The 22576-nt window shown below is 38.4% G+C and carries 31 protein-coding genes, 1 tRNA gene and 1 pseudogene; 15 read left to right on the plus strand and 18 right to left on the minus strand.

The window, feature by feature from the left end:
• Positions 1-40 precede the first annotated feature (40 nt).
• The 8 genes from O1449_RS08710 to O1449_RS08745 form a co-directional block, all read right to left on the minus strand.
• Positions 41-787, minus strand: a complete 747-nt coding sequence (locus O1449_RS08710; RefSeq protein ID WP_269238073.1) for a hypothetical protein — start codon at positions 785-787, stop codon at positions 41-43.
• Between the two features lie 458 nt (positions 788-1245).
• Positions 1246-1524 carry a hypothetical protein gene (locus O1449_RS08715; protein WP_269238074.1) on the minus strand — a complete coding sequence of 93 codons (279 nt, stop codon included), beginning with the start codon at positions 1522-1524 and terminating at the stop codon, positions 1246-1248.
• 54 nt (positions 1525-1578) lie between these two features.
• A complete protein-coding gene (locus tag O1449_RS08720; protein WP_269238075.1) occupies positions 1579-1926 on the minus strand; it encodes a hypothetical protein in 348 nt (115 codons plus the stop codon).
• Complete coding sequence (locus O1449_RS08725) at positions 1907-2407, minus strand: hypothetical protein (protein WP_269238076.1); 501 nt, start codon at positions 2405-2407, stop codon at positions 1907-1909. Before O1449_RS08725 ends, O1449_RS08720 begins: the two co-directional genes overlap by 20 nt.
• Positions 2408-2477: 70 nt before the next feature.
• Positions 2478-2645 (minus strand): hypothetical protein, encoded by a 168-nt coding sequence (locus O1449_RS08730; RefSeq protein WP_269238077.1) that lies wholly within the window; start codon positions 2643-2645, stop codon positions 2478-2480.
• 85 nt (positions 2646-2730) lie between these two features.
• A complete protein-coding gene (locus tag O1449_RS08735; protein WP_269238078.1) occupies positions 2731-3036 on the minus strand; it encodes a hypothetical protein in 306 nt (101 codons plus the stop codon).
• A gap of 31 nt (positions 3037-3067) precedes the next feature.
• Positions 3068-3520 (minus strand): hypothetical protein, encoded by a 453-nt coding sequence (locus O1449_RS08740; RefSeq protein WP_269238079.1) that lies wholly within the window; start codon positions 3518-3520, stop codon positions 3068-3070.
• 142 nt (positions 3521-3662) lie between these two features.
• Complete coding sequence (locus O1449_RS08745) at positions 3663-4136, minus strand: hypothetical protein (RefSeq protein WP_269238080.1); 474 nt, start codon at positions 4134-4136, stop codon at positions 3663-3665.
• 111 nt (positions 4137-4247) lie between these two features.
• Between O1449_RS08745 and O1449_RS08750 the strand changes: the two genes are divergently transcribed.
• The gene (locus tag O1449_RS08750; RefSeq protein WP_269238081.1) at positions 4248-4502 is read left to right on the plus strand and encodes a helix-turn-helix domain-containing protein; all 255 of its coding nucleotides are present in this window, start codon (positions 4248-4250) and stop codon (positions 4500-4502) included.
• On the opposite strand, the gene O1449_RS08755 is transcribed toward O1449_RS08750, so the two are convergent.
• From O1449_RS08755 to O1449_RS08765, 3 genes are all read right to left on the minus strand, one after another.
• On the minus strand, positions 4499-4723 hold the full coding sequence (locus O1449_RS08755; RefSeq protein ID WP_269238082.1) for a helix-turn-helix domain-containing protein: 225 nt from the start codon (positions 4721-4723) through the stop codon (positions 4499-4501). The two genes, O1449_RS08750 and O1449_RS08755, sit on opposite strands and share 4 nt — an antisense overlap.
• A 292-nt stretch (positions 4724-5015) precedes the next feature.
• On the minus strand, positions 5016-5294 hold the full coding sequence (locus O1449_RS08760) for a glycine zipper domain-containing protein (protein ID WP_269238083.1): 279 nt from the start codon (positions 5292-5294) through the stop codon (positions 5016-5018).
• Between the two features lie 54 nt (positions 5295-5348).
• Complete coding sequence (locus tag O1449_RS08765; protein ID WP_005215797.1) at positions 5349-5555, minus strand: hypothetical protein; 207 nt, start codon at positions 5553-5555, stop codon at positions 5349-5351.
• 334 nt (positions 5556-5889) lie between these two features.
• On the opposite strand from O1449_RS08765, the gene O1449_RS08770 reads away from it, so the two are divergent.
• Entirely contained in the window at positions 5890-6789 is a 900-nt protein-coding gene (locus O1449_RS08770; protein ID WP_269238084.1) for a helix-turn-helix transcriptional regulator, read from the plus strand.
• Between the two features lie 400 nt (positions 6790-7189).
• On the opposite strand, the gene O1449_RS08775 is transcribed toward O1449_RS08770, so the two are convergent.
• A tRNA-Ile gene (locus tag O1449_RS08775) sits at positions 7190-7266 on the minus strand.
• A gap of 279 nt (positions 7267-7545) precedes the next feature.
• Between O1449_RS08775 and O1449_RS08780 the strand changes: the two genes are divergently transcribed.
• The gene (locus O1449_RS08780) at positions 7546-8091 is read left to right on the plus strand and encodes a 1-acyl-sn-glycerol-3-phosphate acyltransferase (RefSeq protein ID WP_269230124.1); all 546 of its coding nucleotides are present in this window, start codon (positions 7546-7548) and stop codon (positions 8089-8091) included.
• Between the two features lie 142 nt (positions 8092-8233).
• Positions 8234-8983, plus strand: a complete 750-nt coding sequence (locus O1449_RS08785; RefSeq protein WP_005054547.1) for a YebC/PmpR family DNA-binding transcriptional regulator — start codon at positions 8234-8236, stop codon at positions 8981-8983.
• A 42-nt stretch (positions 8984-9025) separates the two neighbouring features.
• Here the strand turns inward: O1449_RS08785 and O1449_RS08790 are convergent, their stop codons facing one another.
• Complete coding sequence (locus tag O1449_RS08790) at positions 9026-9496, minus strand: Lrp/AsnC family transcriptional regulator (RefSeq protein ID WP_004911804.1); 471 nt, start codon at positions 9494-9496, stop codon at positions 9026-9028.
• A 445-nt stretch (positions 9497-9941) separates the two neighbouring features.
• Positions 9942-10712, minus strand: a complete 771-nt coding sequence (locus O1449_RS08795) for a glutathione S-transferase family protein (RefSeq protein WP_269230123.1) — start codon at positions 10710-10712, stop codon at positions 9942-9944.
• Between the two features lie 358 nt (positions 10713-11070).
• On the opposite strand from O1449_RS08795, the gene O1449_RS08800 reads away from it, so the two are divergent.
• The 8 genes from O1449_RS08800 to O1449_RS08835 all read left to right on the plus strand — a co-directional run bounded on the left by O1449_RS08800 (position 11071) and on the right by O1449_RS08835 (position 19569).
• The gene (locus tag O1449_RS08800; protein WP_269238085.1) at positions 11071-12282 is read left to right on the plus strand and encodes an SfnB family sulfur acquisition oxidoreductase; all 1212 of its coding nucleotides are present in this window, start codon (positions 11071-11073) and stop codon (positions 12280-12282) included.
• 13 nt (positions 12283-12295) lie between these two features.
• Positions 12296-13519 carry an SfnB family sulfur acquisition oxidoreductase gene (locus O1449_RS08805; protein ID WP_269238086.1) on the plus strand — a complete coding sequence of 408 codons (1224 nt, stop codon included), beginning with the start codon at positions 12296-12298 and terminating at the stop codon, positions 13517-13519.
• Positions 13519-14931: an LLM class flavin-dependent oxidoreductase gene (locus O1449_RS08810; protein ID WP_269238087.1), complete on the plus strand. Its 1413-nt coding sequence runs from the start codon at positions 13519-13521 to the stop codon at positions 14929-14931. The genes O1449_RS08805 and O1449_RS08810 overlap by 1 nt, the downstream gene beginning before the upstream one ends.
• Before the next feature lie 27 nt (positions 14932-14958).
• On the plus strand, positions 14959-15789 hold the full coding sequence (locus O1449_RS08815; RefSeq protein WP_269238088.1) for a MetQ/NlpA family ABC transporter substrate-binding protein: 831 nt from the start codon (positions 14959-14961) through the stop codon (positions 15787-15789).
• A gap of 11 nt (positions 15790-15800) precedes the next feature.
• Positions 15801-16871, plus strand: coding sequence for a methionine ABC transporter ATP-binding protein (locus tag O1449_RS08820; RefSeq protein ID WP_269238089.1), 1071 nt, complete (start codon positions 15801-15803; stop codon positions 16869-16871).
• Positions 16852-17511 (plus strand): methionine ABC transporter permease, encoded by a 660-nt coding sequence (locus O1449_RS08825; RefSeq protein WP_269238090.1) that lies wholly within the window; start codon positions 16852-16854, stop codon positions 17509-17511. Before O1449_RS08820 ends, O1449_RS08825 begins: the two co-directional genes overlap by 20 nt.
• Before the next feature lie 99 nt (positions 17512-17610).
• On the plus strand, positions 17611-18702 hold the full coding sequence (ychF, locus tag O1449_RS08830; RefSeq protein ID WP_250748766.1) for a redox-regulated ATPase YchF: 1092 nt from the start codon (positions 17611-17613) through the stop codon (positions 18700-18702).
• A 21-nt stretch (positions 18703-18723) separates the two neighbouring features.
• Positions 18724-19569 carry a GGDEF domain-containing protein gene (locus O1449_RS08835; protein WP_269238091.1) on the plus strand — a complete coding sequence of 282 codons (846 nt, stop codon included), beginning with the start codon at positions 18724-18726 and terminating at the stop codon, positions 19567-19569.
• Here O1449_RS08835 and O1449_RS08840 read toward each other — a convergent pair.
• Entirely contained in the window at positions 19562-19750 is a 189-nt protein-coding gene (locus O1449_RS08840; protein ID WP_269230116.1) for a helix-turn-helix domain-containing protein, read from the minus strand. The genes O1449_RS08835 and O1449_RS08840 overlap by 8 nt on opposite strands.
• Positions 19751-19762: 12 nt before the next feature.
• Positions 19763-19834 (minus strand): annotated as a pseudogene (locus tag O1449_RS16355) (hypothetical protein); the annotation flags it as partial.
• On the opposite strand from O1449_RS16355, the gene O1449_RS08845 reads away from it, so the two are divergent.
• Positions 19812-19973, plus strand: coding sequence for an alpha/beta fold hydrolase (locus O1449_RS08845; protein WP_269238092.1), 162 nt, complete (start codon positions 19812-19814; stop codon positions 19971-19973). The pseudogene O1449_RS16355 and the gene O1449_RS08845 sit on opposite strands and share 23 nt — an antisense overlap.
• A gap of 28 nt (positions 19974-20001) precedes the next feature.
• Here O1449_RS08845 and O1449_RS08850 read toward each other — a convergent pair whose 3' ends face one another.
• Together O1449_RS08850 and O1449_RS08855 are read right to left on the minus strand one after the other, a co-directional pair.
• Positions 20002-20577 (minus strand): hypothetical protein, encoded by a 576-nt coding sequence (locus tag O1449_RS08850; RefSeq protein WP_269238093.1) that lies wholly within the window; start codon positions 20575-20577, stop codon positions 20002-20004.
• Positions 20578-20711: 134 nt separating this feature from the next.
• Positions 20712-21245: an Mpo1 family 2-hydroxy fatty acid dioxygenase gene (locus tag O1449_RS08855; RefSeq protein ID WP_269230113.1), complete on the minus strand. Its 534-nt coding sequence runs from the start codon at positions 21243-21245 to the stop codon at positions 20712-20714.
• 106 nt (positions 21246-21351) lie between these two features.
• On the opposite strand from O1449_RS08855, the gene O1449_RS08860 reads away from it, so the two are divergent.
• Entirely contained in the window at positions 21352-22056 is a 705-nt protein-coding gene (locus O1449_RS08860; RefSeq protein ID WP_269238094.1) for a Crp/Fnr family transcriptional regulator, read from the plus strand.
• A 211-nt stretch (positions 22057-22267) separates the two neighbouring features.
• Positions 22268-22552, plus strand: a complete 285-nt coding sequence (locus tag O1449_RS08865) for a hypothetical protein (protein WP_269238095.1) — start codon at positions 22268-22270, stop codon at positions 22550-22552.
• Positions 22553-22576: the final 24 nt, after the last annotated feature.

Consider the following 22576-nt stretch of genomic DNA (forward strand, 5'->3'; position numbering starts at 1 on the left):
CTAATCTAATCTAATCTAATCTAATCTAATCTAATCTAATCTAATTATCGCGAGAACAACCATAAAAATCAATTAAATGTGAATATTTAAATTCAAAATAATCTTCAGACAACTCCCCCATAAAAAGCATGATATCCATCATTCCAGAATCTCTTACTAAATCCCAAGCCTTATTATCATAGTTCTCAAAAACACTATCATGATCAACAATAATAATGACTTTTGAAATTATATTATTAAGCTCATCTAGCATATAGTAGCCATTAGATGAAAGTCCATCTGATGTTTTAATGGTATTAAAAACAACCTTATTTGGTTTTTTCTTCAATATACATTCAACCAATGAGTTCATTGTAATGCCACTAACTTTCTCGACTTCACCATTTTTTGACCACTCTCCTTCTTCTGAAAGTTGATCTCGACTACAGAATAAACTCCCGACTCTAAAACAAGCATGTGCAACATGAATACGAAAATCCATATCAAAATACTTCATTAATTTAAGGGATTCTTCATCATACAATTTAATCCCCTCTAATATACACGATGAATTTAAAGAAACTTCTTTATTTGAACAAGTAGAATCTTCATGCATCAAATATACTGACTCATCAATAATACAATCATTTAAAACACTAAAAGATCCTCCAGAAAAAATTGTTTTTGGAGCCGTTTTATAAGATGAAACAGCTTTTTCCAACTTATTAGTTCTTTCCTCATTAACATCCTGAACAACATTTTCATGGATATCAGAATTACAACCAAACAAAACACTTTCTACTAACATAATACATCTCCGAATTTAATAAATTAATAAATAAGAAAATTAATTCTTAGATATTACGCCAAGAAGGATATATTAATAATTCCTGATTAGTAAATAGAAAACTAATGAGAAAATTCTCAAATAAAAACCAAATGGTAAAAAACAAACCAAACGGTAAAAACAACCGAATAGTAAAAAATCATTTCTCCCTAGGACGTCCTATGGAGAAATGATTTTTCTTAATCCAAAACAAATTAAAATGGCAGATTCAGTAACAGGAAAATGACTTTGTAACAAAATGTGACTAAATTTAAAATCTTCAACTCCCCCTTGCTAGACCATCGGACTACTAGAACGTAGGCCACTCTATTTTGAAAATCCATCACGTCATGCCTGACCTTGCTATCAAAAAAGAAACCGTAAAGCCAAAACAGCTTTACGGTCTATTTTGAGGTAAGACAGTGGTCTGACAGGATGACTCAGTAATCAATCGATAATAAGATAGTCGTAACACTTCGATCAGCTTCAGTAATGATCCAAATTTTGTCGGCTTCATATTGATAGCTAGAAAAGATACGTCCACCCATGATAAGTGCCTCTTCATTACTGTCTTTGTCCTCAGAACATAGATTTCCCCAATCACCTGTATGATGACGTTGCAACAAGCCAAGTAAGTCTATCTGATGCTGATTGGCAAACGTTGAGACATTTACAGTCGCTACCACTTGACCAAGTTTAAATAAAGGTTTCTTTGACATTTTTCCGTCCTTGATGCTATGTGCTAAAACGCCAAGCTGTAACTTACTCAGCGTTCAGTTCGGTATCATGGGTAAAGAATGTTGAGGAAGTAATGTTCGTGGAATGAAGACCAGAACACCTTCATTGTCATTGAGTAAAATATAGATTTCATACCAATCCGATAACTCCTCTATATATTCAGCCTCACCATTTTTGATCTTTTCATAAAGACTGAAAGACAGATCTGGTAAGGGCTGAAATAACTCTTTGCCTTGTTCACATACAATAAACCACCCATGTTGGGTGGCTTGATAGGCTTCTTCATACTGTGTTTCCAGTCGAGATATCGTACTGGATATTGTCGAAGCGATTTCACGGTTGATTACATATTTGATGTCCTCCTTATGCTTGATGTATTTCATGTTCGATCTCCTTTTCAGGGCGTTTTTTACTGGTTTTGGTTGGGGGCATCTCTTTGTCCATTGATACAAGGCTTTCCAATTGGTTCACCCACAATTCAAAATGAACATCAACTTCCAGTAACCTTTCGGTCATGGGGTGCGGTTGGACAAGCTTCTGATCTACGAATACCGCTGCAAGAAAGCAATGATTATTTGCCGATTTCCCTGAGAATAGAGGCTTGAATGCCGTTGCATGAAATGGCTTTTCAGTGGCTTTGAGATCTGCCAAACATTGTAAGATGTCTGTGACTTGAATGAGTTCAGCACTAAAGCCACCGCTTGATTCATTTTTGCAAAGCGAGATACCAAAAGACTTATCTTCTTGATGCTGCCAAATTTGATAATGCAGTTTCCCTTCGGCACGTTCAGAAAGCTTATTACAGATCAAAGTCTCGACAAGGCAATAACCTACTTTGTCATGGATACGAGGTTGTGGTTGCATGATGATGCTCCATAAATACAAAACCCCCAATGCACATTACTGCATTGGGGGCTATTAATAAGGTCAAGATTTAAAGAAATTGTAAGGCTGCAATCAGTACAGCAGCAGCTTTTTCCTGATGACTGGCATCAATGCTATTACAGGCACGAATACTATTCGCCAAGTTTTGACACTTAGGATGAGGAATGTTGTCCATAACCTCACATACTTTTTCAAGTTCTGGATAATGTTTTTTCATGGTGTTTGCTCCTTGATTGAATCACCATGAAAATAATATCTATGCCAAATGAGGACGATTACAATTTATGTATGCAGCATTAGGTTTATTTACACTTTACTGTTTTTGCAGACTCAAATTCCATAATGGTTATTACACCCTCAGATTTTTCTAAAGTCTGATCTTTAGCTTTGATTTGAACACAGTTACCTTTTTTCAAGGTATTCAGATCATTCGCCTGTTTCTTGGTTAACTCCAGAGCATAAATGGAAATGAGTCCTTTATCAGTTGCTAATTGAGCTGATTCTTCTCCCCACTGAGTATTTTTCTTCACTTTTACATTTAATGTCGCAGCGTATGCAGAAGACATAGAGAGTATAGAAATTACAGTGAGTAGGTTTAGAAATTTCATAATTGAATCCTTTGATTTTAATTGAAATGATTTACCATTTTGCTTTGCAAGACGAGATATTTTTCGCAACGTTTTTAATGCTGCTCGCAACTGGAATAAAAGTAGTCATCTTTTTATTATTGACGAATACTTCTATTTTCTTGGCTTTGGCAATACCATGAGAAAACTCATACCAAGCATTTGCACCATTGCGCCAATTGGTCGTTCCTGATGGTGCAACTTCAGTTTTGCCATCTAATAGAAAAGTGAGTGGATAGTTAGAGTCAGTATTTTCATAACTCTTGGTCTTTGTCTCGAATCGTGCAGAATGATCATATTCATCTCCTGCACCCTCATTACAGACAACCCATAATCTTTGCCCTTTGGCATCCTGAATTGAATATTCAGCAAGACCTTGTCCATATCCCATTTGCCATACATTCGGTACTGCATGAACTGCTGTAGCACATATTGATAGCAATGGAATTAAAAGAAACTTTTTCATATATACCCCTGTGATCAAGATTTAAAATTGGATGAATTAATTTGAATTATTCATCATTCACATTTCTACTGTTGTGATCTACAGACTAACAGGTCAAGTAGACAGGTGATGTCGTTATCCATTTTGTATGACAGCAACATTTCTAACGAATCTTCCAATCATTTTTAGATGCCCATTTCAGCTCGTTTTTGGTATCGGCATCGAGCTTCTGTATAAAATTTACTGCCACAGGATTGGCACATTCCTGACTCACTGCATTGCCGCATTGCGCCAAAATGACCTGTGGAAGTTTAAATTGTATAGCCATGTCTCTGATATTTTTCCTATGATTGACCCAAAGATTTTGCTTATATTCAGTGGTTTGCATATATGCAAGACGTTCTTGCTCTGCTCGTTGTTTTTCAGCTTCGGCTTTTTGACGAGCCTCTTCTGCCTGTTGCTCCTCAATGCGTTTAGCCTCTTCTGCGGCTGCAATCTGCTGTTTTTCATTATCCGTATAGCCAATAGTGGCAACACGTAAATTATTTAATGATTCTGCTGATTGCTGTATTTCAGGATCACTTGAATTAGCTGCAATTGAAAGCACACTTGCGGCTAGGTTGTTCATAAACCCCATGACATTTTCTCCTACATAGCGGTTGGTTAGAATTGTTTAGGATTAGTACCTAATTTAGGTACTTTTTGTATCTATTTTGGGTACATTATTTAATGTATTCAAAATAGGTACATGACAAATAGTATTTATACTGACGAGATGCGAACTCTGATCCATTGGCTCAAGAGTGAACGCAAATTACACCATCTTTCTATGCGTAGCTTGGCTGAACGCATGGATAAGCCTCATTCGTACATACAAAAAGTCGAACAAGGTGAAAGACGTTTGGATATTGTGGAATATGTTTGGTATTGCAATACGCTTGGAATCAATCCCCAAACTGGATTGGATTTAATTCAGGAAGAAATCAACAAAGCAAAGGGCTAAGATTGTTTTTGCAATTCATCTTGAATAACCTCAATAGCGATATTGTGATCAACATCCAAAGCATGGCAATATCGTAAAAATTCAACGATCTCTAAAATATGTTGTCCCTGCTCAATGTCGTGTATATATGAAACAGGTTTATTCAGATTTTGTGCGAGCTGTTGAATCGTTAATTTCCTTTTTTCACGCTGCTCTATCAGCCATTGCTGTAAAACTTCCATATATCTATTCCCCCTTATTGGATAAATAAAGAGTTGGAAAAATATGGAATCTTTTCTACAAACCTGTCTACGATTTTATAAATGATCTTCGCAATGGGCTTATAGAATGGATTTAATTGCACACTAGGAAAATCCGAAATCATACGAAATACTAAGCAAAATTTTTTCATGGTCACTCCCTTGGTTATAGACCATGAAAATAATATGTGAGCAAAACTTCCTTAATTACACAAGTGATTGTCAGAATGAGAAGAAATCATATCTCGACCCATTCTGGCTATTTGATGCAATATTACTCATTATTATTCTGATGAGATTTATCACTTTTATCTGATGGTCCAAAAATACCACCTATTAGTCCCCCAACAACTCCACCTATTGCTGTGCCAACAACAGGAATCATTGAACCTACGGCCATACCTGCTATTGCACCTTTAATAGCTCCACCTTTACTTGGTTCTACTTCAGTTGTTGTCGTTGTACTTCCATCTGAATTCTTCTGTGTCGTTCTTGTGACTAATCCTGATGTCAGATCTGTTGATGCTTTTACAACTTTTTCCAAGTTACTCATAAAATTACCCCTTTTCTAAATAATAATTTGACGTATTCATTGTAAATTCTTGGATTATTTCCAAGTTTTACCTGCATGTTGTTTGGCTTTGGCTTCATTCTCTTTTTGACTTTGATAATGGGCTTGAGCTTGCGCCATCAACTGGTTGTATTGATCTTTGTTACTTGTTTGCTTTGCTTGAGCATAGAAACGATCTCCATTCTTTTTGCAGCTTTCAGCTCTTTTCATAAACATGTCAGATTGGTCTTCATAATGTGCCATTGTTTTCTCCTTGTATAATGATGGATTGACTCTCCAACCAAACTAGGTAGTTGTATTTTTAGTCATAAAAATCATAACAACTTGTACCTAATAAAGGTACAATTATTTTCTACTTTATGGATGAAATTTGGTATTCATAAAGTCATCTTGTTACTGATATTTAAAGCTTAACAGGAGGGGTAGACAGGTGATGTCGTTGCAAATAGAACAATGGAAAAAAGAATCAAATAATAGCTTTCATTGGGATATGGCATGATTTTTATGGATAACGACATCACCTGTCTATCTATACAGATACCATAGATATAGGAAAATTTACTTTTGGAAAGAACGAATGGCAGATAACGAAAATGAACACGTCAAACTAGCACAACGGATCACCGATATGCTGTGTCAGCTTAACGAAGGCAAAGCACTCGATACCAAACAACTTGCAGAACACTATGGCGTAAGTAAACGCACCATCCAACGTGATATTAATGAGCGTTTAATGGTGGCATTGCCCATGCTTGGACTGAATGAGAAAGGACTTTATGCCCTCCCCGATAATTATTTAGGGCAGTTGAATGATGATGACATTCGTCATTTTTCCATGCTTTCAGGTGTTTCTGATTTATTCCCAAATATGGATAGACAATTCCTACGCCGTATCTTGAATGAAAATGCAAAATCTGTGTATGAAAGCAAAGGACAATTTAATGAAGATGGTACAAAGTTCAAAGCCTTGTTTGAACGGCTTGAACCTGCAATTCTAAATCGTCACAAAATCACACTGTATTATAAAGGTGGTTATCATCTACTTGAACCATACAAACTGATTAATCATCGTAGCTGTTGGTATTTGGCAGCAGTCAAAGATGAGAAGTTGAAAGCCTACCGTCTGAGCTTTGCCAAAGACGTTGTTGTTCACAGCGATCAACCCATGTTCCAACATAGCAAAGAAATATTGACTCAATTAGAAGCAGAAGAAAGTATCTGGTTTGGACAGGACAAACAGGAAGCAATTCTAACCATCAGTCCACAAGTTGCAGATCATTTTAGACAACGAAGTCTGTTACCGCTCCAACAGATTGTCAAAGAAATGGATAATGGTGCTTTGCTCATCAGTAGTCAGTATGTCAGTTCACTACAGCTTCTTTCACTAATTCGTTACTGGATGCCACATATTCATGTGGTCAGTCCTGACAGCTTGCAAAGCGAATTGATGGATGGGCTAAAGGCATATATCAACTAATACAAGACTGAATGGCAAAGCTGGCAGATATGTTCTCTACAAGCAAAACTCCCCCACGCCATTCAGCAATTTCCCCTAGAACTCCTGCCCCAAACGAGGAATCCAAGCAATCTCACAATTCCCCCATACACATCATGTTTTCCCATGCGTTTTACGATGCGATGACATCAAAAGCATGGATTCATCGACACGCCTAAATCGCATGGCAAGACAAAATGCTTGGAAAACGATCTGGGGGTAAATCATAGAATATATGTAGGCACTGTGTAGGCAATCAGACAGATAGACCATCGGATTATCGAACCGATAGACCACATTGCGGTCTATAAAAAGCAGTGAGAAACACAATCAATAGGCACTAAAAAACCTCATAACTCAAATAGTTACGAGGTTTGATATATGGTGGGCCCAGACAGACTTGAACTGTCGACCAACGGATTATGAGTCCGCTGCTCTAACCAACTGAGCTATAGGCCCTAAACTTTGATCATATACTCGATATGAAAAATGCGACTAGATCTTAGTTAAATTTAACTTAAATTACAAGCAGATGATTTTATCAAATTACTAAAATAATGTTAAAAATCATAAACTGAGCTGATTCTATATGATCTTTACGGCTTGAGTAAAGATCATATAGCACTATTTTGATCATTAATAAGACATCTAAATTTATTTTGATCTGGTATTTTCGGATATGTATTTTCCTGAAAAGTCGTATTACACTGCTGCGACTCAAAACCTACGATGATAAACATGAGAAAAATTTTAGGAAAATCTATTTTTAAAGCAACGGGTTGGGAATACAAGGTTGATCCAACCATTTTAGAAAAGAAACAAGTCATTATTGGATTTGAGCATACCTCAAACCTAGATACCATCCTTTCTCTGGCTTTATTTGAAATTTTAGAATTAAAAATACATACACTGATAAAAAAAGAACTATTCAAAGGTCCTCTCAAGCCTATTTTAGAAAAACTTGGTGGTATTCCTGTCGATCGTAAAGCAAATAAAGATATCGTGACTCAAATGGTTGATCTATTTAATCAAAATGACCATTTTAATCTGGTGATTGCACCCGAAGCCACACGCGCTAAAGATGGTGAAGCACGCAAACCAATTCGCACTGGTTTTTGGCATATTGCAAAAGCAGCCAATGTACCCATCATCTTGATGTATGCAAATGCCAGAACCAAACAAGGCGGCATTTTAGGTAAAATTTACCCTACTGATCTGCAACAGGATTTAGAAAAAATCAAAGCACTATATGCCGAATATGATATTGATGTAAAAATTAACTAAATCGTCTGAACTATATGATCATTTTTTGATGCTTAATCAAAATTTTAAATTTTGAATATGAGCTATGGCAGTTTTCAAGAAAACTATCGCTATGCTAATATTCACGCACTTTTTTGAGTTTTAATTTTTTGGAGTTACTTCCATGGCGGGTCATTCTAAATGGGCCAATATTAAGCATCGTAAAGCTAAACAAGATGCAAGTCGCGGTAAAGTTTTTACCAAATATATCCGTGAAATCGTAACCGCTTCTAGATTGGGCGGCCCAGATGCGGCGAGTAACCCTCGTTTACGTGCTGTTGTTGAAAAAGCACTTTCAGTAAATATGACACGTGACACGATTAATCGTGCAATTCAACGTGGTGCTGGCGGTGATGATAACGATGATTTAAAAGAAGTAACCTATGAAGGTTATGGTGTGGGTGGTGTTGCGGTTATCGTTGAAACCATGACAGATAACTTAAACCGTACTGTTCCAGATGTTCGCCATTGTTTTTCTAAAACCAATGGTAACTTGGGAACCAACGGTTCGGTGGCTTACCTGTTCACAAAACGTGGTGAAATTTCTTTTGAAGATGTCTCTTTAGAAGACAAAATCATGGAAGTCGCTTTAGAGGCAGGTGCTGATGACATCGAGATCGATGAAGATAGTATCTTAGTCATTACTAGCCCAGAAAGCTTTGGTGATGTTCAAGATGCACTAACCGCAGCAGGTTTAAAATCTGATAATGCTGAAGTTGTGATGAGCCCATCGACTAAAGCTGAAATCAATGATATTGATCAAGCTAAACAAATCATGAAAATGATTGATATGCTCGAAGATCTTGATGATGTTCAAAACGTTTATACAAACGTGGAGTTTACTGAAGAAGTTTTAGCTCAACTTGATGCTTAATTCATTCAGATCAGTAAAAATGCATCTTTTTAGATGCATTTTTTATAGCTTATTTAAAAGTTTATAGCAGTTAAATACATTATATTCTTTAATCACAAAACTTGAATGTAGAGCCACCACGCTGTCAATCTTACCAATACGGCGTAGTAAGATTTCACTATAATCATCCATATTTCTCGCAACTAACTCTAAAATAAAATCGGCGCTCTGCCCTGTCACTAGAAATGCATTGGTCACCTCTGGAATATCTTCAATTTCTTCTAAAAACTTATCAAAGGTTTCACTGTCATGTTTACTCAAAGAAACCTGCAAAAGAATATGCAAACTAAAACCGAGTTTATTAAAATTAATTTCTCGTTTGAGCTGCCCCATTACTTGGGATTCAATCAGGTTTTTAATGCGGCGATGCACCGAACTCACTGAGAGATTAATACGCTCTGAAAGCTCATTTAGATTGACATCTTCATGGGTCAAAATTTCAAGAATTTGTTTATCAAAACGATCCAATTCCATTCTACAGTTCTCACTCTGAATTTATGCTTCTATCGGAACTGCTCACTCAGTAATTTTTAAGGGTCAAGGGAAAACATTCGTTTAACTTTTGACGATGCTGCACGGATAACGCAAAAACTTTTGGTTTATCTTTGTCTCAAAGCCGAAACAAGACCTTTTGAGCAACTGTTCAACTCATCTCCCAATAGTGAACAACTTGTTTCGATCCCCATCACACCCTGAAACATAAGATAGCAAAGCCTTTTTATAATTATTTCCCTCTTTTCAGTTTTTTTAAAGTAAATTTGGCAATAATTTCTAATATTTTCTGCTTAAAACGAATTTTCTTTTAATTATTAATTTTATTCCCTAATTATTTTTTGATTTATCAACAATTTTTCAATTTTCTTTCTCATAAAAAAAGCCCCGATTTTATTCATCAGGGCTTTTCGACTCAAAATTTGATTTACAAACCGCGCCAATCAACCCTTGCATTACGTTCAGTCGCATAAATACGTTGCACATATTGTCCAATTGGCAAATCTAATAGATAGTCATGATATTCCTTCAATTCACCCGTGAATTGTTCAATATCATCATTTTCCAATTCCCACGGCGTACCTTTAATCACGAGTAAAGGCGCAAGAATTGAACAAACTGCTATATCTGCTAAACCAAGACGATCGCCAACCAAATAACGCCCTTGATTATCAATCAGGCGCTGATTGAGATCGGTAATCAACTCGGTCATTCTCAATTTAGATTTTGCGACTTTCTGAGGATTTAACTTATAGTTTGAAGAAACTAAACTCTTTAAAATTGGTTTAGAAATTTTTTCAAACTGGCGTAAATAGCCTTGCTCACCCATCATAATTTCAAGTGGATGATCGCCAACAGATAACGCTTGCGCCAATGACCAACGTCGGACATGCACACCCAGCTCACCCGATAATTTATCAATTTCTAGAGCTTGCTCGCGTAACTGTTCATCACGTCTCAATAATGCATGTTCAGGATAAGTACTATCAAGATATAAAGCGATTTGTGTTGAATCAGCAACCCAGCGTTTATCATCTTTCAACATCGGCAATAGATATTGCCCAGATTTGAGATAGGTAAATGCTCGGTGAAAACCAGGAATTAAATTATGTGCCACATAATCCAATTCCTTATGATCTAACAACCAGCGAGCTTTTTCACAATAATGAGACAAAGGAAATTGGTATAAAACCCGCATAAATTCTCCAAATTTATTTTTCTACTCGATCAAACCTAAGGTTTGCTCTACTTTAGAAGTAAAAGCTAATCAATACAATGTCCTTTTTGCTCGATCATTTTTAATTTTGGCAAAGTTTCTTTATGAATATTCGTGGTGAGAATATTCGTTTCTTTCATAGAAAAGAGCTTTTCATACTCATTAATAAAGTTTAAATCTACATAAACTATTGTTTTATATTTGGATTGTATATGAATTTTTTTGTTATTTTTCTCATAAAAAATGCTTAGGAATTATTGTGATATACAAGGCATAACTACTAGTTTAATGGAAAAGTAAAATTTTTATAAAGTATTTCTTAGCTATTAGAGGTACTCACATGTCCAGTAAACCATCAGCCATTAGAACTCAAGTACAACTGATTTCAAATGATCAGCAGGCGATTAATGCTGCCTATCAAGTTGCTGACTTTGCATTAGAAGATCGAAATAAACGAGACCAAAATCGTATTTTACCCACCGAACAAATTATTCAGTTCAGTCAAAAAGGCTTAGGCGGTATTCGTATTCCAAAACAATATGGCGGTGCTTTTGTCTCCAATAAGACCTTGGTCCATGTATTTCGTATTTTAACTAAAGGCGATGCGAATGTGGGACAAATTCCACAAAACCAATTCGGCCTTTTAAATTTTATGAATATCACTGGTTCAGATGTACAAAAGCAGTTTATCTACGCTGAAATTCTGGCAGGTAAACGCATTGCCAATGGTGGGCCTGAGAAAAACTCAAGAGACACCAAAGCCATTCAAACCACTTTAAGCTTGGAAAATGGTCAATACTTTTTAAATGGAGAAAAGTTTTACTCGACTGGAACCAGCTTTGCAGATTGGTTAGCGATTCGTGCCTTACATCCAGATGGCTATACGGTATTGGCGATCGTTGATCGACATGCCGCTGGTGTTGAAGTGATTAATGACTGGAATGGCTTTGGTCAACGCACCACAGCCAGTGGAACAGTAAAACTACACAACGTCATCACCGATCCTGCATTATTTTTTGATGAACGCATTATTGCCGACACTCCAAATGTGCGTGGTGCGTATTCACAACTGTTGCAAGTCGCGATTGATGTTGGCATTGCCGAAGCAGCTTTTGACGACACCTTATCCAGCATTCGTAAAGCACGTCCCATTATTGATGCAGGTGTAGAAAAAGCCAGTGAAGAGCACTACACCTTACAAGAAGTTGGCAAACTCAATATCCTGCTCGATGCTGCCATTTTATTACTGGACGATGCTGCCGAATATCTAGATGAACTGGATCAAGTCACTGAGGTTTCTGCCGAGCAAGCCGCTCGCGCCTCTATTTTAGTGGCAGAAGCAAAGATCTATGCCAATGATGCTGCGCTGCATATCTCAGAAAAATTACTCGAACTTGGTGGCAGCCGTGCCAGCCTGAGCCAACATAATCTTGATCAACACTGGCGTAATGCCCGTGTACATACCTTACATGATCCTGTGCGTTGGAAATTCCATGCCATTGGTGATTATTACCTCAACGGTACATACCCTGCCCGCCATGCTTGGATTTAAGGAGTAAATCGTCATGACTTCATATCAAGAATTACAAGGTTTTGCCAAAACCAATTTTAAAGCAGCCCATATTATCCAAAGTGATGTTGAAGCCCTAGAAATTGCAACTCAACTCAGTCAACAGTTTAAACAAGCGGCGGTTGAACGTGATGCCAATCGAAACTTGCCGTTTACCGAAATCGAAGCCTATAGCCAGTCAGGTTTATGGGCGATTACCGTACCTAAGCAATATGGTGGTGCAGAAGTTTCCAGCCTCACCGTCGCTAAAGTGATTGCGCTGTTTAGTGGTGCGGATGGTTCAATCGGTCAGATTCCACAAAACCATTTTTATGCATTGGAAGTATTGCGCAATACTGGTACGGAAGCACAAAAGAAACGCCTCTATCAAGAAGTGTTACAAGGTGCACGCTTTGGTAATGCGCTGGCGGAATTTAAAACCCGCACTTCTGCACATAAACAAAGCACCTTAATCCCAAGCGAAAACGGTTATCTGATTCAAGGAGAAAAGTTTTACTGCACGGGTAGCCTATTCGCCCATCGTATTCCAACCCTGGTGGTTGATGAAACAGGTAATGAATTTTTGGCTTTTGTACAAAGAGACAGCCAAGGTTTAGAACTGATTGATGACTGGTCTGGCTTTGGGCAACGGACTACAGGCAGCGGTACAGTCAAATTTAATCAGGTCTTTGTTGCCAAAGAGGATGTGATTCCTTTTGATACCGCCTTTAAGCAACTGTCTTTGGTTGGCCCCTTTGCTCAAATCATGCATGCCGCCATTGAAGTCGGGATTGCTCGTGCTGCTTTTGAAGAAACAATGCAGCGTGTGCGTGTCGCCCGCCCTTGGATTGATGCCAATATTGATTCCGCCACTCAAGACCCCTTAACCCTATCTGAGCTGGGTCGTGTGGCAACCGATGTCAAAGCCAGTGAACTTTTACTTAAACAGGCCGCCAAGTCTGTAGATGCCGCCAAACAGAATCTCAACGCTGAAAGCTTAGCCAAGGCTTCAATTGATGTGGCAAAAGTACGTGCGCATAGTACTGAAACTGCATTAAAGGCATCATCGAAATTGATTGAGTTGGCGGGTAGTCGTGGCAGTCAACGTGCTGATGGTCTTGATCGTCATTGGCGTAATGCACGTGTACATACCTTGCATGATGCTGCACGCTGGAAATATTACTTTATCGGTAATTATGTGTTGAATGGCATTCTGCCTCCACGTCGGGGGACTTTGTAATGAGTCAAACGATTGCTAAAAAAATCTTGTTAAATGCCTTTGATATGAACTGTGTCGGTCATATCAATCATGGTTTATGGACACATCCCCGTGATCAATCACATCGCTTTAATGAATTGAGCTATTGGACTGAACTGGCACAAACCTTGGAACAAGGTTTGTTTGATGGTTTATTCCTTGCAGATATTACAGGTGTTTATGATGTCTATCAAAATGGCATCGATCTCACCCTGAAAGAGTCGATTCAGTTACCAAGTCATGATCCCTCTACCCTAATTTCGGCGATGGCTTTGGTCACGCAGAATTTAAGCTTTGGTGTTACCGTTAATTTGAGCTATGAACAGCCCTACCAATTTGCACGGCGTTTTGCCAGTCTGGATCATTTAACCCAAGGTCGTTTGGGCTGGAATATTGTCACAGGTTATCTGGACAGTGCCGAACGCTTAATTGGGCAAAAAGGTTTAAAAGATCATGATGCCCGTTATGATCAGGCCGAAGAATTTCTACAGCTTTGCTATAAATATTGGGAAGGCTCTTGGGAAAATGATGCCTTAAAAAAAGATAAACAACAGCGCGTTTTTACTGACCCCAATAAAGTCCACTCCATCAATCATCAAGGGCAATATTACCAAAGCCAAGGTGTGTTTCAGGTTGCGCCTTCGATTCAACGTACACCAACTCTATTCCAAGCAGGTGCATCACCGAAAGGTCTACAGTTTGCTACGCGTCATGCAGAATGTATTTTTATTGGTGGTGATCAGCCTGAAAAAATTCGTCAGCAAGTTAATAAGATACGACTACAAGCACAGCAACAAGGTCGTGATGAAGATGCGATTAAAATCTTTGTTGGCATTACCGTCGTTGTGGCTGAAACACATGAACTTGCCCAGCAAAAACTGGCTGAATATCGCCAATATGCCAGTCCTGAAGCAGGTTTAGCACATTACGCCAGTTCAGTCGGCATTGATCTTGCCACGTTTGCAGATGATGAAGCGATCCCTTATCAAAAGAGCAATAGCATTGCTTCCGTCAATGAGAAGTTTAAAGAACAGCGCATCAGCAAGAATGACTTAAAAGCCCAACATATTCTGGGTGGACGTTATCCACTCATTGTTGGCAGTGGTGCTGAGGTTGCTGAATACCTGATTGAACTACTCGATCAAACTGGCATTGATGGTTTCAACCTGACTCGCACGGTTGCCCCTGAATCACACCATGATTTCATTCGACTGGTGATCCCTGAGTTACAGCAACGTGGACGTTATAAAACTGAATATGCAACGGGCTCACTGCGGAACAAACTGTTTGCTCAAGGCGATCATTTAACTGCAAGCCATCCTGCTGATCAGTTCCGATGTAGACCACATAACAACGCAGATGACCTAAAAATAATTGAAGAAATTAGTGCTTAACATTTAAGAAAAGAATTGGAGAAATATATGGCTCAAACAGCCTCTAAAAAATGGTTGGGTATTGGCCTTGTCGTTGTTGTCGCAATTATTGCCTTATTGATTTGGAATAAACAAAGACAGAACCATAGCAGTGAACTGGTGATTGGGATCAGTCCTTCTTTTGCCCATCCATTGCAAGTTGCAGTGGATGAAGCCAAACAGCAAGGTTTGAATGTCAAATTGGTCGAGTTTTCCGATTGGAATACGCCTAACATCACTTTGAATCATGGTGATATCGATGCGAACTTTTTCCAGCATCAGCCCTTTTTAGATAATGCCATTAAAGAAACTGGCTTTAAATTAAAATCCTTTGCTGCAGGTGCAGCTTCACATGTTGGACTGTATTCAAAAAAATATAAAAGTTTTGATGAACTCCCGAATGGTGCAACGGTGGCTATTCCAAATGACCCCGTTAATCAAGGGCGTGCTTTATTACTATTACAACAAGCCAAGTTGATTGAATTGAAAGACAGTAATAATCACCTTTCAGCACTGAAAGACATCACCGCAAATCCGAAGAACCTGAAATTTACCGAAGTTGAAGGCCCACAAACTGCACGTGCCATTGATGATGTTGATCTCGCTTTTGGCTATCCACATTACTTACGTTTAGCTAAGACGGCTGATCCTGAAAGTGCCTTATTGTTTGATGACAATACCAACAAGCGTTATGCGATTTTATTTGTGGTTCGTGATGATTATCAGGACAAAGACAACAAGCTACAGAAATTTGTCGAGATTTATCAAAACTCAGCAAAAGTTAAAGCAGCCTTGGATAGCGATTTCGGTCCAACGTTGTGGTTCCCAGGTTGGAAATAAGGAGAACAATCATGGTGAGTTTTGGTTCACAGGTCGATTTTTCAGTCCCGCATCTGAAAATACGCGGTTTAAATAAGTTTTATGATGTACAGGGCCAACGCTTACATGCTTTAAAAGACATTAATATTGATATTCCCAAAGCACAGATTGTTGGGATTATCGGGAAAAGTGGCGCTGGTAAATCATCCCTACTCCGCACCTTAAATGGCTTAGAGTCGATTGATACTGGCAGCATCCTGATTCATCAACAAAATATTGCTGAACTCAACCATGCCGAATTGATCAAGACCCGGCAGAAAATTGGCATGATTTTTCAGCATTTTAATTTGATGTCTGCCAAAACGGTGTGGGAAAACGTGGCTTTACCACTCCGTGTTGCGGGTTATGACAAGGCTGAGATTGAACAACGGGTCGGTGATGTACTGACATTGGTTGGCTTAGAAGCAAAGCGAAATGATTACCCTGCTCAACTCTCAGGTGGACAGAAACAACGTGTTGGGATCGCACGGGCCTTGGTTTCTCAACCCGAGATCCTGCTCTGTGATGAAGCCACCTCAGCACTGGACCCTGAAAGTACCGCCAATATTCTATCCTTATTAAAACAGATTAACCGAGACCTCGGTTTAACCATCGTCTTGATCACCCATGAAATGCAGGTCATTCAGGAGATTTGCGATCAGGTGATTGTAATTGATCAGGGTGAAATTGTTGAAGCTGGGCAAGTCTGGTCGGTATTTTCCAATCCGCAACAACAGATCACGCAGGAATTACTCAACTTTGAACAGGTAAATTTACCCTTTAAGCTGAGCCCAACTATTCTGCCTCAAAGCACACATCAGATTTTAAAATTGAAATATGTCAGTGAATCGAAATCGGTGCCTGATTTATATGAACTATTGGATGGTTTTAATAGCCCCGTTCAGGTCTATCATAGTCAGATAGATAACATTCAGCAGCGTAGCATCGGCTCACTGATCATCGGGATTCGCAATCTCGACTTTGATCTGAACAGGGCCCAATTTGCAAAACATCCTGCAATAACACAACTTGAGGTGATCGGTTATGTACAATCAACTCATTGATCTGCTACTGACAGGTACGACCGATACTTTAATCATGGTCGGTGTTTCTGCGATTCTCGCCTTTTTGATTGGTCTGCCGATTGCCTTGATTCTTGTCAGTACAGCAGATTTTGGGATTTATCCTTCCAAGAAAATCAATCAGTCTTTGGGCTGGGTGATTAACATCACTCGATCCGTACCCTTTCTAATTTTAATGGTGGCATTGATTCCATTTACCCGTTGGATCGTTGGCACCAGTTATGGGGTCTTGGCTGCGATTGTGCCCTTAACCATCGCCGCTATTCCATTCTTCGCCCGTATTGCCGAAGTCAGCCTACGTGAAGTTGATCAAGGTTTGATTGAAGCCGCTCAAGCGATGGGCTGTAACCGTAAGCAGATTCTTTGGCATGTACTCCTTCCTGAAGCTTTGCCGGGGATTGTTGCAGGTTTTACTGTGACCATTGTGACCATGATCAGTTCATCTGCTATTGCAGGTGCGATTGGTGCCGGTGGGCTCGGTGATATTGCCTATCGCTATGGTTATCAGCGTTTTGATATGCAAGTCATGCTGGCAGTGATTGTGGTACTGATTATTTTAGTCATGCTGGTTCAAAGCACCGGCGATAATATTGCCAAACAGCTAGATAAACGCAAAGTTTAAGCTCGAAATAAAAATCCGCACTCGCCATGACCTGACTTTGTCATGGCTTTCATGTAAAATCAGCAGCAATTTTTAAATAACACATTTGTGAGTGGTTTCATGGGTTTTAATTGCGGTATTGTTGGTCTGCCAAACGTAGGTAAATCTACATTGTTTAATGCATTAACAAAGGCAGCGATTGCAGCTGAAAACTTTCCGTTCTGTACCATTGAACCCAATACAGGCATTGTCCCTGTTCCAGATCCACGTTTAGACAAACTTACAGCGATTGTTAAACCGCAACGTGTTATTCCAACTACTATGGAATTCGTTGATATCGCAGGTTTGGTTGCTGGTGCATCAAAAGGTGAAGGTTTGGGTAACCAATTCCTTGCCAACATCCGTGAAACAGATGCAATTGCACACGTAGTACGTTGTTTTGAAGATGAAAACGTGATTCACGTAAATGGTAAAATTGATCCATTAGATGACATCGCAACTATTAACACTGAACTTGCTCTTGCTGATCTTGATACCGTTGCAAAAGCATTACTACGCTTAACTAAAGCAGCTAAAGGTGGCGATAAAGATGCGATTGCCACTAAAGCAGCATTAGAAAAAATCCAACCTTTGCTTGACGAAGGTAAACCAGCGCGTGCCGCTGACCTTTCTGATGACGAACGCAAAGCTGTTCGTGGTTTTGGTTTAATGACACTAAAACCGACCATGTATATTGCCAACGTTGCAGAAGATGGTTTTGAAAACAACCCACATCTTGAAGCAGTAAAAAAACTTGCTGCTGAAGAAAATGCAATCGTTGTACCGCTTTGCAACCAAATCGAAGCTGAAATTTCATTACTTGAAGATGAAGATCGCGCTGAATTCCTTGAAGCGATGGGTATGGAAGAACCTGGTCTAAACGTGGTAATTCGTGCAGGTTATAGCTTACTTGGCTTACAAACTTACTTCACTGCAGGTGTACAAGAAGTTCGTGCTTGGACAGTTAAAGTCGGTGCGACTGCGCCACAAGCGGCTGGTGTGATTCATACTGACTTCGAAAAAGGCTTTATCCGTGCTGAATGTGTTGCTTATGATGACTTTATTCAATACAACGGTGAAAGCGGTGCCAAAGAAGCAGGTAAATGGCGTCTAGAAGGTAAAACTTACGTCGTTCAAGACGGCGATGTATTACACTTCCGTTTTAACGTGTAATTATTTCAATATAAAGGCACTATGGAAAAAACCCTAGGACGATTATTCGCGCATAATCCAATGAAACGGCGGTTGTTGATTCTGCTCATCACTGCTGTACTTGGTATGATTGACTTGGCGACAGGTTATGAGTATTCGTTCTCGGTGTTCTATTTACTGCCTGTTTCAATTGCAGCATGGTACGACCATGCTAAAGTTACCGTAGTTACAATTTTAATATCAGCAATTACATGGTTATTTGCTGATATTAATGCAGGTCATCTGTATTCAAACCCTATCATTCCCTTTTGGAATACAATCGTTCGTCTAGGCTTGTTCTCAATCGTTGCTTTCTTGCTCATAAATGTTAGAAGAAACTGGCAAGAAATGAAAAATTTAGCAATGAAAGATCAGCTCACCTCTCTCGATAATAGCCGTGCTCTCGATATTGAATATCGTATTTTGCGTAAATTAAATTTTCGTAAACAGTCGTTATTCGCCGTTGGAATTATTGATCTCGATGGTTTTAAAGCAGTGAATGATACTCATGGACATCATCGTGGTGACGAAGTTTTATTGCAATTTTCACAAGTTCTAAAAAAATCATGTCGTTCTTCAGACATTGTTGCCCGTTTAGGCGGTGATGAATTCGCAATTATTTTATTAGATATTGATGAAACCCAAGCATATCTTTGTGATCATCACTTACGAACATCATTTGCAGAAAGTGGCTTAAATCAAAAATATGGCGTCGATTTTAGTATGGGTTTAGCCATTTTATCTGAATTGCCAGAAAACCTAGAAGATGCAACCAAGACAGCAGATCAGCTCATGTATCAATCAAAATCTTTAGGTAAATCACAAACCACGATTCAATCATTTATTTGACCCATTGCGTCGGTGTACAAGCTGTGATCTTTTTAAATATTCGAATAAAGAAACTCACATTTTCATAGCCCACTTCATAAGCAATTTGCTGAATAGTCATATCTGTGATTAATAATAACTTCTTGGCTTTATCAACTCTCACCTGTTGCAAATATTGATTGAGAGAAATCTGCGTCGCCAATTGAAAACGCCGTTTTAAATTCCGCTCACTAAAATTAAATTGCTGGGCCAGATCGGCAATCTTGTTTTCCGCAGCACATGGCAGCTTAGCGCAACCTGAACGATTAGCCCAATATGCGGATGCAGAATTACATTTGATTGAAGCATGTGGGCATGTTCCCCATCGAGAAAAACCTCAACTGATTGTTCAAACCATCAAGGAATTTGTTGCAATCTACACATAAAATGACATTAAAAATCGGTCATCCCATCTTACTGATTTTTTAATAATTTCTGTAATTGTTTGGTCACATGCGCTCTTGCCTTCTTCTGTTTAAAAATCGTCGGGATATGCAACAAAAAGAAAGAGTGGCGATATTTTTTATGATCACGTAAATCTTCTTTTAAATAATCATAGAGATCTATCGCCGCTTCACGATGAAATGCCCATAGCGCTTGTTGTCTATACATCACCACATAATAGGCATCATTTGGCCAATTCAGTTCATGTTTTTGACGACAACCACAAGATTCACACATCACTCCGCCTTTATTCATTGCAGAGTAAGGCACAGACCATTTTTGTAGATCATAGGTCTCAGGTAAATCGCGAATCTGCTGCAAATCAACTGATAAATTGGGATAGTAAAAAGCAGCATTCCAATAACCACCACAGCTATCCTGAAAACGCTGATATTCAAAATCTAAATGTTGCTGAAAATACTCGATATCTTTTTTGAGTTGAATCTTGGCTAATCGAGCAAATTCAAAACTCGCTTTGCGCTGACATGATGGACATTTAATGCTTAACTTGTGCGGTAATGACCAATATTCGTAAAGTCCTGTCATTTGCTTTTAAATATAAATCTTGGGTTAAAGGCCATTCAGCATAACAAGCCGATCGCACATTTTAAATGATCTATTTATTGCAATAAAAAAACCGAAATCTAAATGATCTCGGCTCTTTTAAAATCATCTAGGGCTTAAGATGCAGTTTGGACTTTCATATCCATCGCGGCACGTTTGCTTTCAGCTTCTTTCAAAATACGCTGATGTAATGGTTTACGGAAACCCAGTAAGAATACGAACTCAGCTAAAACGAACAATGGACCAATTGCCAAACCAATCAGATCATCAACAAATGCAGGTTTTTTCTTTTCAAAATAATGCCCCACAAACTGAAAGACCCAGCCTACAACAAAAATACCAATGCTAGCACCTAACCAACTCCACATAGATAAAGCTGCAATTTTTACTGAAAAAGGATAAGCCAATACCAACAAAAGCAGCATTAAAGTGCCAAATAGCTTATCGAGTGTAAGATAATAAATACTACTTAAAACAATGAGCAGCATTGCCAATGTCATAGGAAAACCTGATATCTCGATGCCTGCTCGCGCAGTTAAACATAAGATAGAGAAAACGATTAAAGGAATCCCCACAAAATGAGTCATAATATTATTTCGGTCTAAATGGTAAGCAGCATACTGACTGAGTTGTCGTTCCAAATTTGTCATTGCTCATTCCTCATATATTTAGTTTATGCTGTTAATCTATAAGAAATGAGTATGTGAAATTGTCATGTAGCTGACAAATGGATTTATTTTTAACAAAGGAAATGTTGTGTTAGATGCAATTTATATTAAACATTTACATCAAAATGCTTGGTTCAGCCACCTAGATTTACCATTTCAAAACTTCATCATCAAGCATGGAAAAAAATATAACATAGAAAAAAATGCTGCCGTATTTCATGCTCAAGACCCTTTTGATGGTGTTTATGGTGTGCTTGAAGGATCGATTAGTTTGGGATACATCGATGTGAATGGGAATGAGGCGATTGCTGCAATTGCTGAACCCATCATGTGGTTTGGAGAAATTTCTCTTATTGACCAGCAACCACGCTCTCATGATGCTATTGCACTCAAGAAAAGTGTCGTTTTACAAATTCCAGCACAACCACTTAAAGCATTTCTACTGCAAAATCCCTATTACTGGTATTACTTTGCTTTGCTTACCAGTCAAAAACTCCGTTATGTCTTTTTAGAACAAATTGCAATTCAGACTCAAAGTATTAGCCAGCGTCTTGCACAACGCTTGTTATTTATACTTGAAGGCTATGGCAACCGTTCTTCTATTCAAGATTTCAATATTCAAATTTCACAAGATCAACTTGCTAATATGCTAACAATCTCAAGACAAACTGTTAATCAAGAATTAAATCTATTTGAAAAACAAGGAATCATACAACTTGGTTTTAAAAAAATTGAGGTGATTGATATTGAAAAGTTAAAGAAAGTCGCTGCTGTCGGTTATCTAAAGCAATAAAGTCTTAAGGCGATAGTATGATCTTATTTAGAAAATTAGATCATCTATTATGCAATATCCGCTTAATCTTAAACATAAATTAAAAGATAAACTCTCGCTATAAAACACTACGCTTCCATTTAAATTATTCACAAAATCATTCTGCTTTGTTGTTAAAAACTCGTCTAAATTAATCATAAGCACTATCGCTTACCTGATTCAGATGACAATTATGAAAAAAGTCGCAACAATTCTAACAGCAGGCTTATTCACCGTATTAAGCGCAAGTGCATTTGCCTGCCCGAAAGGAACTCAATTACAGGGTGGCACAGGACCAAATCATAAAGGTGGCAAATGCGTAGCAGCAAATGTCGTAAAAACTAAAAAAGAAACCACGAAAGCAAAAGATACAATGAAACATGACACCATGAAAATGTCATCGGATACTAAAAAAGCAGCAACGACATCAACCACACAAATCAAGCAGGAAGCCACAAAAACAGGAAAAACGTCATAACCCCAAACCCATGATAGCTTTAAC

It is taken from the genome of Acinetobacter sp. TR3 (assembly GCF_027105055.1).
Classification (GTDB): Bacteria; Pseudomonadota; Gammaproteobacteria; order Pseudomonadales; family Moraxellaceae; genus Acinetobacter.

Bases quoted from the DNA above. Each gene is read 5' to 3' on its own strand.
- O1449_RS08825 (WP_269238090.1), top strand. From the start codon at position 16,852: ATGTACAATCAACTCATTGATCTGCTACTGACAGGTACGACCGATACT.
- O1449_RS08815 (WP_269238088.1), top strand. From the start codon at position 14,959: ATGGCTCAAACAGCCTCTAAAAAATGGTTGGGTATTGGCCTTGTCGTT.
- O1449_RS08805 (WP_269238086.1), top strand. From the start codon at position 12,296: ATGACTTCATATCAAGAATTACAAGGTTTTGCCAAAACCAATTTTAAA.
- O1449_RS08745 (WP_269238080.1), bottom strand. From the start codon at position 4,136: ATGGGGTTTATGAACAACCTAGCCGCAAGTGTGCTTTCAATTGCAGCT.
- O1449_RS08715 (WP_269238074.1), bottom strand. From the start codon at position 1,524: ATGTCAAAGAAACCTTTATTTAAACTTGGTCAAGTGGTAGCGACTGTA.
- O1449_RS08810 (WP_269238087.1), top strand. From the start codon at position 13,519: ATGAGTCAAACGATTGCTAAAAAAATCTTGTTAAATGCCTTTGATATG.
- O1449_RS08820 (WP_269238089.1), top strand. From the start codon at position 15,801: ATGGTGAGTTTTGGTTCACAGGTCGATTTTTCAGTCCCGCATCTGAAA.
- O1449_RS08740 (WP_269238079.1), bottom strand. From the start codon at position 3,520: ATGAAAAAGTTTCTTTTAATTCCATTGCTATCAATATGTGCTACAGCA.
- O1449_RS08785 (WP_005054547.1), top strand. From the start codon at position 8,234: ATGGCGGGTCATTCTAAATGGGCCAATATTAAGCATCGTAAAGCTAAA.
- O1449_RS08865 (WP_269238095.1), top strand. From the start codon at position 22,268: ATGAAAAAAGTCGCAACAATTCTAACAGCAGGCTTATTCACCGTATTA.
- O1449_RS08735 (WP_269238078.1), bottom strand. From the start codon at position 3,036: ATGAAATTTCTAAACCTACTCACTGTAATTTCTATACTCTCTATGTCT.
- O1449_RS08835 (WP_269238091.1), top strand. From the start codon at position 18,724: ATGGAAAAAACCCTAGGACGATTATTCGCGCATAATCCAATGAAACGG.
- O1449_RS08725 (WP_269238076.1), bottom strand. From the start codon at position 2,407: ATGCAACCACAACCTCGTATCCATGACAAAGTAGGTTATTGCCTTGTC.
- O1449_RS08790 (WP_004911804.1), bottom strand. From the start codon at position 9,496: ATGGAATTGGATCGTTTTGATAAACAAATTCTTGAAATTTTGACCCAT.
- O1449_RS08780 (WP_269230124.1), top strand. From the start codon at position 7,546: ATGAGAAAAATTTTAGGAAAATCTATTTTTAAAGCAACGGGTTGGGAA.
- O1449_RS08755 (WP_269238082.1), bottom strand. From the start codon at position 4,723: ATGGAAGTTTTACAGCAATGGCTGATAGAGCAGCGTGAAAAAAGGAAA.
- O1449_RS08855 (WP_269230113.1), bottom strand. From the start codon at position 21,245: ATGACAAATTTGGAACGACAACTCAGTCAGTATGCTGCTTACCATTTA.
- ychF (WP_250748766.1), top strand. From the start codon at position 17,611: ATGGGTTTTAATTGCGGTATTGTTGGTCTGCCAAACGTAGGTAAATCT.
- O1449_RS08760 (WP_269238083.1), bottom strand. From the start codon at position 5,294: ATGAGTAACTTGGAAAAAGTTGTAAAAGCATCAACAGATCTGACATCA.
- O1449_RS08765 (WP_005215797.1), bottom strand. From the start codon at position 5,555: ATGGCACATTATGAAGACCAATCTGACATGTTTATGAAAAGAGCTGAA.
- O1449_RS08730 (WP_269238077.1), bottom strand. From the start codon at position 2,645: ATGAAAAAACATTATCCAGAACTTGAAAAAGTATGTGAGGTTATGGAC.
- O1449_RS08795 (WP_269230123.1), bottom strand. From the start codon at position 10,712: ATGCGGGTTTTATACCAATTTCCTTTGTCTCATTATTGTGAAAAAGCT.
- O1449_RS08720 (WP_269238075.1), bottom strand. From the start codon at position 1,926: ATGAAATACATCAAGCATAAGGAGGACATCAAATATGTAATCAACCGT.
- O1449_RS08850 (WP_269238093.1), bottom strand. From the start codon at position 20,577: ATGACAGGACTTTACGAATATTGGTCATTACCGCACAAGTTAAGCATT.
- O1449_RS08710 (WP_269238073.1), bottom strand. From the start codon at position 787: ATGTTAGTAGAAAGTGTTTTGTTTGGTTGTAATTCTGATATCCATGAA.
- O1449_RS08770 (WP_269238084.1), top strand. From the start codon at position 5,890: ATGGCAGATAACGAAAATGAACACGTCAAACTAGCACAACGGATCACC.
- O1449_RS08800 (WP_269238085.1), top strand. From the start codon at position 11,071: ATGTCCAGTAAACCATCAGCCATTAGAACTCAAGTACAACTGATTTCA.
- O1449_RS08750 (WP_269238081.1), top strand. From the start codon at position 4,248: ATGACAAATAGTATTTATACTGACGAGATGCGAACTCTGATCCATTGG.